Below are 15011 nucleotides of genomic sequence, written 5' to 3'. Positions count from 1 at the left end.
CGATGACGCTGCCCTGGCTCTCCACCATCGTCTTCTTCCCGCTCGTGGGGGCGGCCGTCATCGTGCTCCTGCCGGCGCGCCGCGAAGGCCTGATCCGCACCTGGGCCACCCTGGTCGCGCTCGCCGAGTTCGCGATCGCGCTGCCGCTGTGGTGGCGCCTCGATCCCCGCCTGCCGGGGTGGCAGTTCGCCGAGTCGACGAGCTGGCTGCCCGCGTTCGGGGCTCGCTATTCGCTGGGCGTCGACGGCGTGTCGGTGCTGCTGGTCCTGCTGACCGTCGTGCTCACCGCGATCGCCGTCGTCGGCGCCTACTCCGCGGTCGAGAAGCGGGCCCGCGAGTTCTACGCGTGCGTGCTGGCGCTCGAAGCCGGGATGCTCGGGACCTTCCTGGCCACCGACGTGTTGCTCTTCTACGTCTTCTGGGAAGCGATGCTGGTGCCCATGTACCTCCTGATCGGAGTCTGGGGCGGCCCGCGTCGCGTGTACGCCGCGATCAAGTTCTTCCTCTACACCATGGCCGGCAGCGTCCTGATGCTGGTGGCGATCCTGTGGCTCTACTTCCTCCAGCGCTCGTTCAGCGGCGTGCCGAGCTTCGCGCTCGACGCCTTCTACCAGATGCCGATCGCGCCGGTCGTGCAGACCTGGCTGTTCCTCGCCTTCGCGGTGGCGTTCGCGATCAAGGTGCCGATGTTCCCGTTCCACACATGGCTGCCCGACGCGCACGTCGAGGCGCCCACCGCGGGATCGGTGATCCTCGCCGCCGTGCTGCTCAAGATGGGCACCTACGGCTTCGTGCGCTTCGCGATGCCGCTGTTCCCGATCGCCTCGGTCGAGCTGACGCCGTGGATCATCGGGCTCTCGATCATCGGCATCTGGTACGGCGCGCTGGTGGCCATGGTGCAGCCCGATCTCAAGAAGCTCGTGGCCTACTCCTCGGTGAGCCATCTCGGGTTCTGCATGCTGGGACTCTTCGCCATGAACACGCAGGGACTGACCGGCTCGCTGCTGCAGATGCTGAACCACGGGGTCTCGACGGGCGCTTTGTTCCTCCTGGTCGGCGTCATCTACGAGCGCCGGCATACGCGCCTGATCTCGGACTTCGGCGGACTGTGGAAGCCGCTGCCGGTGTTCGCCACGGTCTTCCTGGTGGTGATGCTCTCGTCGATCGGCCTGCCCGGCACCAACGGGTTCGTGGGTGAGTTCCTGGTCCTGCTCGGCGCCTTCCGCACCAACCCGTGGTGGGCTGCGCTGGCCGCGGTCGGCGTGATCCTGTCCGCGGTCTACATGCTGTGGATGTTCCAGCGCGTCGTGTTCGGACCCGTGACCCACGCGGAGAACGAGAACCTCAAGGACCTCTCGTGGCGCGAGCGGCTGGTGTTCGCGCCGATCCTGATCCTGATCTTCTGGATGGGGGTCGCGCCGCAGCCGTTCATCGACCGCACCCAGCCCGCGCTCGAGCGCACGCTCGCGCTGATGCGCGCGCGAGCTGTCGCCAGCGGCAAGATGAGCGCCGCCAACCAGCTTCCGGACGTTGCGCCCCTGCTTCAGCCGCCCGTCCAGAAGGAAGGATCCGGACGATGATCCTCGAGCCTCCGGTGTTCCTGAACGTGGACTGGTGGGCGATGGGCGCGGTGATCGCGCTCTCCGTCGGCGTGCTGCTTCTGCTCCTGCTCGAGTTCATTCCCGCCAAGCCGGACTCGAGCCGCTCGGCCGTGCTGTCGCTCCTCGTCTTGGGCGCGGCCGCCTACGCCGTGTTCCGCGTGCGCGACGCCAAGCGGGCGCTGTTCGACGGAATGCTCATCCATGACGGATTCACGGTGTTCTTCACCCTGATGTTCCTGGGTATCGCCGCGATCGCGGTGCTCCTGTCGTGGGACTACGTCAAGCGAATGCGCATCAACCAGTCCGAGTACTACGCCCTGCTGCTTTCGTCGACCCTGGGCATGATCATCATGTCGGCGTCGAACGATCTCATCACCATCTTCCTCGGCCTCGAGCTGATGTCGCTCGCGCTCTACGTGCTGGTGGGCTTCCAGCGGAACCGTTTGGATTCGAACGAAGCCGCGATGAAGTATTTCCTGCTCGGCGCCTTCGCCAGCGGCTTCCTGCTCTACGGCATCGCACTGCTCTACGGCGCGACCGGGACCACGAACCTGGGCCGCATGGCGGCCTTCCTCGCGGGCTCGCCGCTGCTCTCCAATCCCTTGCTCGTCGCCGGCTCGCTGCTGCTGCTCGTGGGCTTCGCCTTCAAAGTGGCGCTGGTGCCCTTCCACATGTGGACGCCCGACGCGTACGAAGGCGCGCCGACCACGGTGACCGGCTACATGTCGGTGGGCGCCAAGGCCGCCGGCTTCGCCGCGTTGCTGCGCGTGGTGCTCCTGGCCCTGGCCGATCTGCAGACCGACTGGAAGCCCATCCTCACCTGGCTCGCCATCCTGACCATGACCGTGGGCAACGTGACCGCGCTCCTCCAGAACAACCTCAAGCGCATGCTGGCCTATTCCAGCATCGCTCACGCCGGATACGTGCTCATCGCGCTCGTCGCCGGCGGGCGCGACGGCGCGTCGGCGGCGCTCTTCTATCTGGCGGTCTACTCGCTCATGAACCTCGGAGCTTTCGGAGTGCTGGCCCTGATGGGCCGGGGGGCCGATGAGCGCGTGCTGATCTCCGATCTCGCGGGACTCGGCTTCCGGCAACCGATGCTGGGCCTGGCGATGGCGATCTTCATGATCTCGCTCGGCGGAATCCCTCCGACGGCGGGCTTCATGGGCAAGCTCTACCTGTTCAGCGTCGCGGTGAAAGCCGATCTCATCCCGCTCGTGATCGTCGGCGTCGTGAACTCGGTGGTCTCCGTCTTCTACTACCTGCGCGTCACGGTGGCGATGTACATGCAGGAGCCACGCGGAGAGCCGGTGCCGGTGTCGTGGACCGTGCCGGCCGCCGTCGGGGTCCTGATCGCGCTGGCGCTCACCTTGTGGTGGGGTGTGCAGGCTCAGGGCTTGCTCGTCCAGGCGCAGAAGAGCGTCCTCGGAATGCTCTGATTGGTTCAGGAAACCTAGCGGCGATCGAGCGCCGCGAGCGAGTCGCTCGCCTCGGCGTTCCCCGGGTCCTGCTCCAGCTCGCGGCGATAGTGGGTCCGGGCCCGCTCGCGATCGCCGAGGGCCTGCCAGGCCCGTCCCAACGCGAGCTGTTCGCGAGGGAATGGGCCATTGCGCCGCTCGAGCTCGAAGTGCTCGAGCGCTTCCTTCGGCCGTCCGAGCGCCAGCGCCACCAGTCCGAGCCGCTCGTGCGCACGCGGCGCGAAGGGATCGGAGGCGAGTGCGCCGCGCAGGTGCTTCTCGGCGGCCGCGAGGTCGCCCACCGCCAGATCCAGACTGCCCAGCCGGCCGAGGGCCTGCGCGTGATAGGGAGAGCCCGCGGCTTCACGCTCGAGCTCGGCCACGATGGAAGCACGCCGCGTGGAATCGCTGGTCGCGGCCGCGCCGAGCGCCGCGAGCCGCGCGGTGCCGGCGGACAGCTCGCGATAGGCGAAGCGCGCGGCCAGCGCCGACAGCGCGCCGGCCTTGCGCACCCACAGCGCGGCGGCGTCGTCCATGAAGACCAGCGCGAACGACGTGTCGGCGTCCAGGTGCTCGACGATGAGATCGCCCGCATAGGCCGTGCGCCGGAGCAGCACCCACTCGAAGCGATGACGGCGGTCCAGCTCGCGCCAGGCGGCGAGGTCGTTCATCGCGAAGGCGTAGAGGTCGCGGTCCTCGCGCGCGCCGGTCTGATGGATGTCCATGAAAGGCAGCCGCGCGCGGTCCGGCCAGAACCGCTCGAGCAGGTAGCCGCCGAGGTAGAAGTGGTTGAAGCTCCTCCCGCGCACACCTTCGCGCGCGATGAAATCGCAGGCCGCGATCGGGTATTCGACGTTCCTGAGGCCGATGCCGATCGGGAACTCGGGCCGGCGCCAGTCGGCCAGACCCAGCGCGAGGCAAAGAGCGGCGGTGAGCACCGCGCGCAGCGTGGGCGAGGCGAGCGCGCCCGGCAGGCGGCGCGGCGCGAGCCAGGCGTCGAGGTCCCGGGCCATGAACGGCGCGGCCACCACCATGGCGAAGGCGAGGAAGCGCTGCGAGCTGAAGGCCAGCGCGATGAAGAACACCGCGAGAATGCCTTCGGCGAGGTCTCCTCGCCGCCGGACGAGGCGCGCAATCTGGAGCGCCGGCCATCCGAAGAGGACGAGCGGGAGGAGGTTGGTGAGATTGCGGCCGAGGTCGAGCGGCAGCAGCTCGGGGATGATGCGAAAGATGGGCTCGTCACGCTGTCCGGTGAAGAAGCGGAAGGGCTCGAGCACGGAGGCGACTCCGTAGGGATTGAGGAAGATGACGAGCGTGGCCAGCGCGATGGCGCGCCACAGCGCGAGCGAGCCCGGTCGCCGCGTGCGCTGCGCATCGACCACGTAGGCGAGCGCGACCACGAAGCCGAGCGGATAGGAAAGGTGGGTGTTGATCCACACCCAGAGGAGCGGCGCCAGCAGGAGCGCCGGATCGCGCCAGGCCTGAAGCGCGCGCAACCGCTCCGCGCTGAAGCACACGCGCCGCCACTCGAGCAGAGCGATGGTGCACGCGAGCCATACCGAAGCCAGCGTCTCGGGGCGGATCTGGGAGCGCTGCCGATAGGTGAGCGCGCACAGCACGAGGACGATCACCGGCGCCATGCCCCGCGCGCCCATGCGCCGCGCGGTGACGAAGGCCAGTCCGAACACCAGGAGCGTGGTCAGCCAGCGCCAGCCGTAGAGGCCCAAGACCCCGCCGGCCTGCCACACCGGCCAGATCAGGAGGCGAAAGCCCCAGGAAGGCGTCATCGCCGGCTCGCCGTACGTGGGCCAGGTCCAGATCTGCGTGTCCGGCACGTGGCCGAGGCGCCACAGCGCGCGGCCGACGGCGACGTGCTGCCAGAAGTCCTTCTCGTAGATGACGAAGGTCACCGAGACGAGCACGGCGGTCGCCGCGGCAGCCAAGGCCAGGAGCCAGGCGGGATGACCGAGCGGGAGGGGCGCCGTGCGCATCCGGTCCGGCGGTGGAGTGACGCGACCCGGCGAGGACTGCGGGGGCTTTCGCTTCGGCGATCGGCGCTCGGTCCCGCGCTTCATCCCTGATCGGGCCAGCGAAGGAGTATCGCCTCGGCGGTCCCTCCGGCGTCGATGCGCTCGCGCGCCTCCGGCACCACGAGCAGCGCGTGCGCGCGGGATTGCGGAAGGACATGACCCGAGATCTGCGCTCCCGCCTCTTTCGCCACCCATGAGTCGCCGCGACGCTCGAGCGTGACTCGCACGAAGTCGGTGCGACCACGGCGCGACTCGATGCGATGCGCCGCCTCGACCTCGAGTCGTGGCCGGTCGAGCACCGAGAAGCCCTGAAGCTTCCGCAGCGCGGGGCGAACCAGGACCTCGAACACGCACGCCACCGACGCGGGATTCCCCGGAAGCCCGAAGAAGAGCCGCCCGTCGTGCGCACCGAACGCCTGCGGGCGCCCAGGCTTCATGGCGACGCGCCATCGGGCAATGCCTCCGAAGCGCGCGAGCGCGACTTTCACCGGGTCGTGGCGGCCGGCCGAGACTCCGCCGAGCGTGATCACGACGTCGCCGGTCACGAAACCGCCCGCGATGCCGCTCGCCACCGCCTCCACGTCATCGGGGAGCCGGCTCGCCGCAGCCAGCGTGGCGCCCGCCTCTTCGAGGAGTGCGACCAGCATCGGGAGGTTGGTGTCGCGAATCGCGCCCTCCCGAGGCGGCTCGTCCAGGTCCAGCAGCTCATCGCCGGTCGACAACGCGACCACGCGTGGCGACCTTCCGACCATGGGCCGCGCCACGGCAAAGGAAGCCAGCACGGCGAGATCGTGGGCGGAGAGCTCGCGGCCCGCGGACAGGACGATCTCTCCGGACCGGGCATCCGCGCCGGCGTCGCGAAGGTTCTGGCCCGGCGTCGCGCGGACGGGCAGGAGCACCTCGGAATCGGATTCGGACCTCGCGAGCTCCTCGACCGGAACCACCGCGTCGGCGCCCTCCGGCACCATGGCGCCGGTCATGATCCACATGCACTCGCCCTCGCGGAGCGCGCGAGCCGGCGCGGTCCCCGCGGAGATCTCGCCGACGACCCGCAGCGCGAGTGGCGCCGCGGCCGAAGCCCGCTCGGTGTCGCCCGAGCGCACGGCGATCCCGTCCATGGAGGCGTTGCGGAAGGAGGGAAGGTCGTGGCTCGCGCGAACGTCCTGGCGCAGTGCGCGTCCGCGCACGCCACTCAGCGGAACCGGTTCAGGAGGCAACGGGGCCGCGGCCGCCAGCACGCGCTCGCGCGCTTCCGCGTAGCCGATCGCTTCAGGGGCGGCGACGGTAGACACCGCTCCTGCCTCCGCGCTTCTCCCACAACGCGATGTCGCCGATCACCATGGTGCGATCCGCCGACTTGAGCATGTCGTAGAGCGCGAGCGCGGCGACCGAGACCGCGGTGAGCGCTTCCATCTCGACGCCGGTGCGCGCCCGGGTCGAGACCCGCGCCTCGATCCCGACCGACGACGTCGCCGGGTCGGGAGCGAACGAGAGGTCGATCCCGTCGAGCGGGAGGGGATGGGCCAGCGGGATCAGCTCGCTCGCCCGTTTGGCGGCCATGACGCCGGCCACGTGGGCGGTGGCGAGCGCGTCGCCCTTGGGGTGCCCGCCTTTCACCAGGAGGCGAAGCGTGGCGGCCTGCATGAACACCCGGCCCCGCGCGATGGCGCGGCGACGCGTGATGGACTTGCGGCTCACGTCGACCATCCGAACGCGCCCCGCGGCATCGAGGTGACTGAGCTTGCGCCGCATGGCGCTTGACAGTAGGGAGGCGCGCTTCCTAGTGTCAAACAGGACAAACACTTGCCATGCCAGACCGAGCCCACCGCAGCCCGCCCATCTCGACCCGCAGGGCAATCGCTCTCGCCTTCGACCTCGCCGTTCGCCGCGACCCGCTCCACTCGCTGGTCCTTCCCGTGCTGATGCGTGCGCCGTGGGCGATCGCGCTCGCGTTGCTGCCTCCGCTCGACACCGTCGACGATCTCTCGCCGGTGCTGGCGATCGGCAGCCTCGCGCTGCTCGGAGACTTCATCACGCTGCTCGTGATCGGCGCGATGCTGCGCTTTCGCGCGCGCTCGGTGTTCAACCGGCCGGCCTCGGCGCGGCCCGCTCCGGCCGGCGAGTGCTACGCGCGCGGCCTCCGGCGCATCCCATGGCTGCTGACCACGGAGGGGGTGCGCAACGTGGTGCTCGGCCTCGCCGCCTATTGCACCTTCCTGCCCACCGCGTACCTGCGCCTCAGTCCCGAGGACTTCTTTCAGGACCTCTCGCACAATTTCCTTCAGCTCGCGGTCGCGCTTTCGCTGCTGGTGCCGACCCTGTTCCTCGGCTTCAGGCTCGGTGTGGCCACCGAGTCGGTGGTGCTGGACGAGCACGATCTGGCAGGCGCCTTTCAGCGCTCCTTTCACATGATGAAAGGCCACTTCGAGCGCTGGTTCGAGCTGGTCGCCGCCTCCGGGGCGCTCGTGCTCGCGCTCGCGATGGTGATCGCCATCCTCGGGGTCCTGATCCCGTCGATGAACGACGCCGCCCAGGTTTCGCTCTTCTGGCTGATGGTCATCGGCGCCACGCCGATCATTCAGTATGCGTGGACCTTCTTCTACCTGCGCCTCGTCGAGATCGATACGCCCATGATCGAGGTGGGCCCCCTCTACGCCAAGGTCGAGGGGCAGGCCAGCAAGCCCGGTCCTGCCGAGCCGGTCGCGAGCCTTCCCGAGAAGCCTGCAGGGGGGCCGAACGGCGCCTCGAGATAGCGCCGGGGTCTTTGTCTTGACCCTGTGGATGGGTCGTGGCACGTTGAAACAGTCCCGTCGGAAGGTCCCCTACGATGTCGATTTCCACGCTGCGCCCGGTTCGTAAGTCCGCCAAGGGCGGCATTCCGTCCGATTCCCTCTACAAGGACATCGTCGGAGCCAGCCCCCGGATGCAGCGCATCCTGCGCCTGGTCTCCCGGGTGGCCCCCACGGACAGCACCGTGCTGCTCCTCGGGGAGAGCGGGACCGGCAAGGAGCTGATCGCCCGCTCGATCCACGTCCAGTCGCGCCGTGCCCGGGGCCCTTTCGTCCCGGTGAACGTGGGGGCGATTCCGGACGGGCTGGTCGAGAGCGAGCTGTTCGGCTATGCCCGGGGCGCCTTCACCGGGGCCGCCGTCGAGCGCGCCGGGCTGGTCGAGGAGGCCGATGGCGGCACCTTGTTCCTGGACGAGATCGCCGACATGCCGGTGCAGGCGCAGGTCAAGCTCCTGCGCACTCTCGAGAGCAACGAGGTCCGCCGGCTCGGGGACAACGTCACGCGCCTCGTCGATCTCCGGGTGGTGGCGGCGACGCACCGGAACCTGCGCGCGCTGGTGGATGAAGGCCGTTTCCGCGAGGACCTCTACTACCGGCTCAACGTCGTTCAGATCGAGCTGCCTCCGCTTCGCGACCGGCGTGAGGACATCGGGCTGCTCGCCTCGTATTTCCTCACCCGCATCGCGGAGCGCATGGACCGGAACGGGCTCCAATTCTCGCCCGAGGCCATGGAGATCGTGGAGCGCTACGATTATCCCGGCAATGTGCGTGAGCTCGAGAACGCCATCGAGCACGCCGTCGCCCTCTCCGAAGGCCGCCTCATCCGCCCCGCCGATCTGCCGACCGCGCTGCGCACGCCGCGCATGCTGCCGACTCACGGAGAGCCCGGATCGGCCGCGGGAGGCAGCACGGTCCGCGATGTCGGCCATCCGAGCGCCGCGCTTTCGGAGAACCGTGATGCATGGTCACTCGCCGACGTCGAGAAGGAGCACATCCGCCGCGTGCTCACGCTCCACAAGGGGAACGCGACCAGCGCCGCGAAGCAGCTCGGCATTTCACGCACCACGCTGTGGCGCAAGCTCCGGCAGTACGGGCTCCAGCGCCGTCCCACGTAGCCGTCTCGACATCCATCGCATGGCTTCCGAGCGCCTCTACTACGACGACTCGTACACCACGCATTTCACGGCCAGCACAGCGCGGCACGGCGAGCATCAGGGCCGGCCCGCAGTCGAGCTGCAATCCACCTACTTCTATCCAGAGAGCGGCGGGCAGCTCGCAGACCGCGGCATCCTCGGCGGCTCGAGGGTGGTGGACGTCCAGGCCGACGACGAAGGCCGGGTGTGGCACGTGGTCGACGCGGAGCCGAGCGGTGACGCGCTGGCCGCCGAAGTGGACTGGACCCGCCGTTTCGACTCCATGCAGCAGCACACCGGACAGCACATCCTGTCCGCGGCCTTCGAGCGTGCCGCCCGCGCGGCCACCATCTCGTCCCATCTGGGCGAGGAGCGCAGCAGCATCGAGGTCGAGCTCGGCGAGATCGGCTGGCCGAGGGTCGGTGAGATCGAGGCCGCAGCCAACCGCATCGTGTGGGAAGACCGGCCGATCGAGCGGCACTGGGTGGAGGAGAGAGACCTCGCGCGGTTCTCGCTGCGCAAGCCTCCGCCGGCCGAGCGCCGGGGAAGCGGTGGGCGCATCCGCATCGTCGAGATTCCGGACTGGGACGTATCGGCGTGCGGAGGCACTCACACGCGGCGCACCGGCGAGGTCGGGGTCATCAAGGTCCTGCGGTGGGAGAAGGTGCGCGGCAACCTGCGGTTCGATTTCGTCTGCGGCGCGCGCGCGCTCGAGGATCACGCGTGGCGCACCGAGGCGCTGGTCGAAGGCGCTAAGCGGCGAACGCTCAAGGACCGTGAGCTGCTGGCGCATCTCGAGAAGGCCGCTGCGGAGCGGGACGAGTTGCGCAAGCGGCTCGACGAGCTCTCCGAGCGCCTGCTGCTCACCGAGGCGCGGGACCGAGTCGGAGATCCCGCGCGTCCAGTGACCGACTTCGCGGAGCGGCGGACGCGCGAGGAAGCGCGGCGATTCGCGATCAAGTGCCTCGAGGCCGGTGCGCCGTGGGTGGCGATTGCCGCCGGGTCACCCGAGCCGGTGGTGGTGATCGGCCGAGCCAAGACACTGGCGCTCGATCTCAAGACGATGGTCCCCGATCTGCTCGAGCGCACGGGCGGCAAGGGAGGCGGGAGCCCCGACCTCGTGCAGGCCTCGGCCGCCGATGCCCAGCGCGCCGAAGCCGCATGGCGGTGGGCGGTGGAGAAGATCGGCAGCAGCCTCTAGCGGCGCTTCGCGGTCTCTTTGCGCTTCGGGGCCGGCTTGAGACGCGTTCGGGTTCCCGGGCGCAATGGCCGGCTCGCCTTCCCGGGACGCGTGGCCGACTTCGCGGCGGGCTTGGCCGCGGGCTTCGGGGCGGGCTTGCTCGCCGGTTTGTGCTGCGGCTTGACGGGCATCGAGAGATCACGATTGGGGTAGCCGACCACCTGCTTGATCTCGGTGGGCTTCATCCGGTAGTCGAAGTCCGGCAGCAGCACGCGCGGCACGGTGCGTCCGAGATAGCGCTCGATGGCCGCGACGTGCATGCCCTCCTCCGGGCTCATCAGCGTGAACGCGTCGCCGCCGGCGTGGGCATGCGTGGAGTGCCCGATACGGTGGAGGTAATCCTCCGGTCGGCTCGGAACGTCGAAGTTGACGACATGGGAAATCCCGTCCATGCCGATGCCGCGCGAAGCCACGTCGGTCGCGACCAGGATGTGGATGCGCCCGCGCTTCAGGTCGTTCACCGCGCGCTCGCGCTGCATCTGATTGTCGCTGTCGTGCAGTGACGCCACCGTGTGGCCGCGCTTCTGGAGCTGGCGCGCGAGCTGGTCCGCCGCGTGGCGGGTGTTGGCGTAAACGATCACGCTGCGCGCTTCGTTGCGGGTGAGGATCTCGTTCAAGAGATCCGCCTTGAGCGCGCGCGGAACCGGGTAGACCGCCTGCAGGATGCCCGCGGCCGGCTTGCTCGGCGGCGCGAGATCGACGCGCAGCGGCTCGACCAGCGCTTCCTTCGCGAGCCGGTTGAGCTCGGGCGGAAGCGTGGCGCAGTAGAGCAGGGTCTGGCGGGTCTCGGGCAGCGCCTTGAGAATGCGACGCAGATCCGTGGCGAGTCCGGTGTCGACCATGCGGTCGGCTTCGTCGAGCACCAGGATCTCGACATCCTCGAAGTTGAGCGCCTGGCGGCTGTGAAGCTCGAGCAGGCGGATCGGCGTGGCGATGAGGAGCCCGACACCTTCCTCGCGCACCACGCGCTCCTGCGGCGCCATCGGCACCCCGGGGAACACCGCCGCGACGCGCAGATCGGTGAACCGGCTGAACAGCCTCGCGGTCGTCTCCACCTGCGTCGCCAGCTCGCGGGTCGGAACCAGGACCAAGGCGCGCAGGCGACGCGGACCCTCGAGCAGACGCGTGAGCGTGGGGAGGAGGTACGAGGCGGTCTTGCCGGTTCCGGACTGCGCCACGCCGATCAGGTCGTTGCCCTTGAGAATGATCGGGATGGCCTTGCGCTGGAGCGGAGTGGGCTCGCCGAAGCCGGCGGCTCTCACGCCTTTGAGCAACACCGGGGGGATCCCCAGGGTCGCGAACGGCACGGAATTTCGAAGATCGGAATCAGTCGGCATGGATCGGGCTCGCCCGGTGACCAGTGAATGACGTATCGAGCCCGGTAGATTAAGCGCCGGACTGGCCGCGGGCAATGGATAAAGCGGGACGACGACGGCGAACGCTCTGGCAGCGGGGACAATAGAAGGTGGAGCGCTGTCCCTGCACGATGCGCCGGATGACGCCGCCGCATCGGCGGCAGGGCTCGCCGGCCCGGTCGTAGACGAGCAATTGGTCTCCGTACGTGCCCGGTTCGTTCCACAGCGTGCGGTACATGCTGAACGTCGTCCCCATACGGTCGATGGCCTCGCCCAGAACACGCGAGGTCTCGGCCGCGACCGCGTCCCACTCGCGAGCAGTCAAAGAGCCGGCCTGGCGGCGCGGGCTCACGCCGGCTCGATGAAGGATCTCGCTCGCGTAGATGTTGCCGATCCCGGCGATGCGCTTCTGGTCGAGCAGGTAGCTCTTGATCGGAGCGCGCGCGCCGCGAGACCGCTCGAACAGCCAGTCGCCGCGCAGCGGAGTGGCCACCGGGTCCGGACCCAGATCCATCAGAGCCGGGTCCCGCGACAAGCGCGAGGTCGGAGTCAGCCGAATCAATCCGAAGCGGCGCGGATCCTGGAACCACAGCTCGGAGCCATCCCGAAAGGTGACGACCACGTGGACATGAGGCAGCGAGCTCGTGGCCCTCTCGAAGAACAGCCAGCGGCCGCTCATCCCGAGGTGCGAGATCAGCGTCAGGTCATGGTCCAGGTGGATCAGCAGGAACTTCCCATGGCGGTGGACCGATTCAATCCGCCGTCCCTGGATGCGGCGGGGGAGTTGCCTGGAGATGGGATCGCGCAGCTTCTTTCCAGATAGACGCGCGCTCGTGATCGTCCGCCTGAGGATCGTGGCTTCCAGGTTGCGTCGAACGGTCTCCACTTCTGGCAACTCGGGCATCGGACGAGCCTACAGGCACCGCCTGGAACTCGTCACCCGGCTTCGTCGCTCGAAATCGGGCATTCGTCTCGCACGACTCCGCATTCGTCCCGCGCGCCTTGGGTCGGTCCATCGCGGGCTCTAAGGTTCATGCCACACGCGCCGGGCGTGGACGATCGAACACTCCAGGCATGAATCGCGCCCCCGGCACCTCGCTCTCATCTCGCTCATTCTCCAAGGCCTCGCTCGTCGGATGGACGGCGATCGGCCTGTTCGCCCTCGTTCTCACCTGGCTCTCCTTGTTCCACCACACCGTCGGGGACTACGGGGCTGAAAGCGACTTCTACGGCGGCTACGCCGAAGGCGCGCGGGGCATTCAGCAGGGCGTTTGGGATGCCCGGCGTTACGTCGTCGTGGGCCCCGGCTACGAGGTCGCTCTCGCGATGGTCGGCGGCGTGGCGCGGGACTTCTTCACCGGCGCCAAGCTGATCTCGGTCGCGGCCGCGACCGGGGCCGCGGCGTTCTGGTTCGCGCTGCTGACTCGCCTGATCGGGCCGGTTGCGGGCCTCTGGGTCGTGGCGTTCGTGCTGATCAACCCCACGTTCCTCCGATACGGCACCGCCGCATCGACCGACATGCTCGCGGTCTTCCTTCAGGCCGTTTGTCTCTTCACGGCGCTGGGGGCCCGCGGGCGGCAGGCGCCGCTCCTCTCCGGCGCCCTGGCCGGCGCGGCCGTGCTCACGCGCTACAGCAGTCTCTATCTCGTCCCCATCTTGGTGGTCGCCCAACTCTGGCGGCGTGACGAGCCAGGATCCTGGGTGAGACGAGCGATGGCCTCCGCAGCGGGATTCCTGCTCGTCGTCGCGCCATGGGCAGCTTTCTCCGTCGGGCAGGGAGTGATCCCGGGCGAAGGGCTGGTACGCGGGTACGCCTTCTATGCAAATGATCACGGCGACTGGAACGTGCAGGACGACGTGAGTGATTTCGGAAATGCGTCGGCGACGATCCCCAGCTTGAGGTCCGTGATCGGGAGAGACCCGAAGGCCTTCGTGTGGAATCGACTGCGGCAGGTTTCCGTCCACCTGCGCGGCGACGCGCGAGACCTGCTTGGCTGGCCGGCCGCGATCGCCGCCCTGCTCGGCCTCGCTCTGCTGTGGCGTCATCGTCTCGAGCGAAGGCTGCTTCCTCTGGCGATCGCGGGCGTCCTCTGCTTCGTTTCGTTGCTGGCGGCGTTTCACAGCACACGCTACTCGCTGCCCATGGTGCTCTTCTACGCGAGCGCCGCTGCAGGTCTCTCTGCGCTCAGGCTTGCGGGCAGCGCAGGAGCGGCGCGGTGGTCGGTCGCCGGAATCGGGATCGCGGCCATTGGACTCACGCTCGTCACCGCCGTGAAATCCCAGCTCGCGCTGCTCCGGGAAGCCCCGCGCGAGGTGATCGCGGCTGGACAGACGCTTCAGCGAGTCGCGGCGTCAGGCTCCACCGTGATCGCACGCAAGGGGCACATCGGCTATTACTCCGGCCATCCCGTCGCGCCGTTCCCCCGCGTGCACAGCCTGCGCGAGCTCGCCGACTACGCGCGGCGCCAGCGCGCGGAGTACATCTACTTCTCGTGGTTCGAGACTCAGATGCGGCCCGAGCTGGCCTATCTCCTCGACCCGACGGCCGCGATTCCCGGACTGACGGTGATCCATTCCAGCGACGAGAAGCCGGCGATCCTCTACCGCATCGGACCCGATTTCGGCCGCGCGCCCGACTGGATCGCCAACGAGTTCCAGAGATCCGTTCACCTGGCGCGCGCGATCGAGCGTGTGCAGCGCGAGGGGACACCGGCGTCTCATCTCGCCGTGCTCGCGATCGACGCTCTGCTGGGAAAGGAATGGACCGTCGCGCTCCACCACTCGAGCCGTGTCACCGAGACCGATCCAAGCCACGCGCTGGCGTGGGCGGTCCGGGGTGAAGCGCTGAGACGCCTTTCGCGCGCCGAAGAAGCCCGGGTTGCCTTCGTGCGCGCGATCGAGCTCGACCCGTCGGACCCCGCGGCCAAGATCGGACTCGGACGGATCGAGCTGGCTTCGGGCAATCCGGTCGAGGCCATGCACCTGTGGCGCGCAGCCGCCCGTGCGGCGGAGGACGTACGGACTCTGGACGAAATCTCGCGGCTGCTCGGCGCCGTGGCCGACTCTTCGGGTGTTCGCAGCATTCGGAGCGAGATCCAGCGGATCGAGCGCGAGCCCCGGCTCGAGAAGGACCGGCCAACGGCTGGTATCCCGCCGGCGCACCAGCGCCAGGCCCCGCTCGTGGCCCGCGTGAGGCGCATGGGACCGCTGTAGGGTCCGCCCCGCCAGGGATATTGACCCCGCGGCACGCCGGAAGTAGCGTCACTGCCCTGGAATTCACCCCCGATCCGTTCGTGGGCGGCGTCGCGTTCTCGGTCTTCAGGCCGACCGTCATCTGCAGCCTCCCATCTCGGAGAGTTGCGCCGTGGTCGGTCGCAAGATCGGTCGTTTCCTCGTCCTGGCCAAG

At 68.9% G+C, this 15011-nt stretch carries 11 protein-coding genes; 6 read left to right on the top strand and 5 right to left on the bottom strand.

Features of this window, described 5'->3' with window-relative positions:
* Positions 1 to 2 precede the first annotated feature (2 nt).
* The gene (locus VFQ05_02105; protein HET9325545.1) at positions 3 to 1580 is read left to right on the top strand and encodes an NADH-quinone oxidoreductase subunit M; all 1578 of its coding nucleotides are present in this window, start codon (positions 3 to 5) and stop codon (positions 1578 to 1580) included.
* Positions 1577 to 3040 (top strand): NADH-quinone oxidoreductase subunit N, encoded by a 1464-nt coding sequence (locus VFQ05_02100; protein HET9325544.1) that lies wholly within the window; start codon positions 1577 to 1579, stop codon positions 3038 to 3040. The genes VFQ05_02105 and VFQ05_02100 overlap by 4 nt, the downstream gene beginning before the upstream one ends.
* Positions 3041 to 3054: 14 nt before the next feature.
* Here the strand turns inward: VFQ05_02100 and VFQ05_02095 are convergent, their stop codons facing one another.
* Genes VFQ05_02095 through moaC form a run of 3 tightly spaced genes read right to left on the bottom strand, consistent with a single transcriptional unit; the run spans position 3055 to position 6840 of the window.
* Complete coding sequence (locus tag VFQ05_02095; protein HET9325543.1) at positions 3055 to 5133, bottom strand: tetratricopeptide repeat protein; 2079 nt, start codon at positions 5131 to 5133, stop codon at positions 3055 to 3057.
* Entirely contained in the window at positions 5130 to 6380 is a 1251-nt protein-coding gene (gene glp / locus VFQ05_02090) for a gephyrin-like molybdotransferase Glp (GenBank protein HET9325542.1), read from the bottom strand. Before glp ends, VFQ05_02095 begins: the two co-directional genes overlap by 4 nt.
* Positions 6358 to 6840 carry a cyclic pyranopterin monophosphate synthase MoaC gene (moaC, locus tag VFQ05_02085; protein HET9325541.1) on the bottom strand — a complete coding sequence of 161 codons (483 nt, stop codon included), beginning with the start codon at positions 6838 to 6840 and terminating at the stop codon, positions 6358 to 6360. The genes glp and moaC overlap by 23 nt, the downstream gene beginning before the upstream one ends.
* A 56-nt stretch (positions 6841 to 6896) precedes the next feature.
* Here moaC and VFQ05_02080 point away from each other — a divergent pair, with 56 nt between their 5' ends.
* The 3 genes from VFQ05_02080 to VFQ05_02070 all read left to right on the top strand — a co-directional run bounded on the left by VFQ05_02080 (position 6897) and on the right by VFQ05_02070 (position 10211).
* Positions 6897 to 7841 carry a hypothetical protein gene (locus VFQ05_02080; protein HET9325540.1) on the top strand — a complete coding sequence of 315 codons (945 nt, stop codon included), beginning with the start codon at positions 6897 to 6899 and terminating at the stop codon, positions 7839 to 7841.
* Positions 7842 to 7915: 74 nt separating this feature from the next.
* Positions 7916 to 8992, top strand: a complete 1077-nt coding sequence (locus VFQ05_02075) for a sigma-54 dependent transcriptional regulator (protein HET9325539.1) — start codon at positions 7916 to 7918, stop codon at positions 8990 to 8992.
* Between the two features lie 19 nt (positions 8993 to 9011).
* Entirely contained in the window at positions 9012 to 10211 is a 1200-nt protein-coding gene (locus VFQ05_02070) for an alanyl-tRNA editing protein (GenBank protein ID HET9325538.1), read from the top strand.
* On the opposite strand, the gene VFQ05_02065 is transcribed toward VFQ05_02070, so the two are convergent.
* Positions 10208 to 11587, bottom strand: coding sequence for a DEAD/DEAH box helicase (locus tag VFQ05_02065; protein HET9325537.1), 1380 nt, complete (start codon positions 11585 to 11587; stop codon positions 10208 to 10210). The two genes, VFQ05_02070 and VFQ05_02065, sit on opposite strands and share 4 nt — an antisense overlap.
* A 49-nt stretch (positions 11588 to 11636) precedes the next feature.
* Positions 11637 to 12509, bottom strand: a complete 873-nt coding sequence (mutM, locus tag VFQ05_02060; protein ID HET9325536.1) for a bifunctional DNA-formamidopyrimidine glycosylase/DNA-(apurinic or apyrimidinic site) lyase — start codon at positions 12507 to 12509, stop codon at positions 11637 to 11639.
* A 170-nt stretch (positions 12510 to 12679) separates the two neighbouring features.
* Between mutM and VFQ05_02055 the strand changes: the two genes are divergently transcribed.
* Positions 12680 to 14818 (top strand): glycosyltransferase family 39 protein, encoded by a 2139-nt coding sequence (locus VFQ05_02055; GenBank protein ID HET9325535.1) that lies wholly within the window; start codon positions 12680 to 12682, stop codon positions 14816 to 14818.
* Positions 14819 to 15011 lie beyond the last annotated feature (193 nt).

Source organism: Candidatus Eisenbacteria bacterium (assembly GCA_035712145.1).
In the GTDB taxonomy this organism is placed as follows: Bacteria; Eisenbacteria; RBG-16-71-46; order RBG-16-71-46; family RBG-16-71-46; genus DASTBI01.
The sequence above is the reverse complement of the archived record's forward strand: the minus strand, read 5'-3'. Positions and strand labels throughout refer to the sequence as shown.

Coding starts and splice junctions, on each gene's coding strand:
- VFQ05_02105 (HET9325545.1), top strand. CDS start 3: ATGACGCTGCCCTGGCTCTCCACCATCGTCTTCTTCCCGCTCGTGGGG.
- VFQ05_02100 (HET9325544.1), top strand. CDS start 1,577: ATGATCCTCGAGCCTCCGGTGTTCCTGAACGTGGACTGGTGGGCGATG.
- VFQ05_02095 (HET9325543.1), bottom strand. CDS start 5,133: ATGAAGCGCGGGACCGAGCGCCGATCGCCGAAGCGAAAGCCCCCGCAG.
- moaC (HET9325541.1), bottom strand. CDS start 6,840: ATGCGGCGCAAGCTCAGTCACCTCGATGCCGCGGGGCGCGTTCGGATG.
- VFQ05_02080 (HET9325540.1), top strand. CDS start 6,897: ATGCCAGACCGAGCCCACCGCAGCCCGCCCATCTCGACCCGCAGGGCA.
- VFQ05_02075 (HET9325539.1), top strand. CDS start 7,916: ATGTCGATTTCCACGCTGCGCCCGGTTCGTAAGTCCGCCAAGGGCGGC.
- VFQ05_02070 (HET9325538.1), top strand. CDS start 9,012: ATGGCTTCCGAGCGCCTCTACTACGACGACTCGTACACCACGCATTTC.
- VFQ05_02065 (HET9325537.1), bottom strand. CDS start 11,587: ATGCCGACTGATTCCGATCTTCGAAATTCCGTGCCGTTCGCGACCCTG.
- mutM (HET9325536.1), bottom strand. CDS start 12,509: ATGCCCGAGTTGCCAGAAGTGGAGACCGTTCGACGCAACCTGGAAGCC.
- VFQ05_02055 (HET9325535.1), top strand. CDS start 12,680: ATGAATCGCGCCCCCGGCACCTCGCTCTCATCTCGCTCATTCTCCAAG.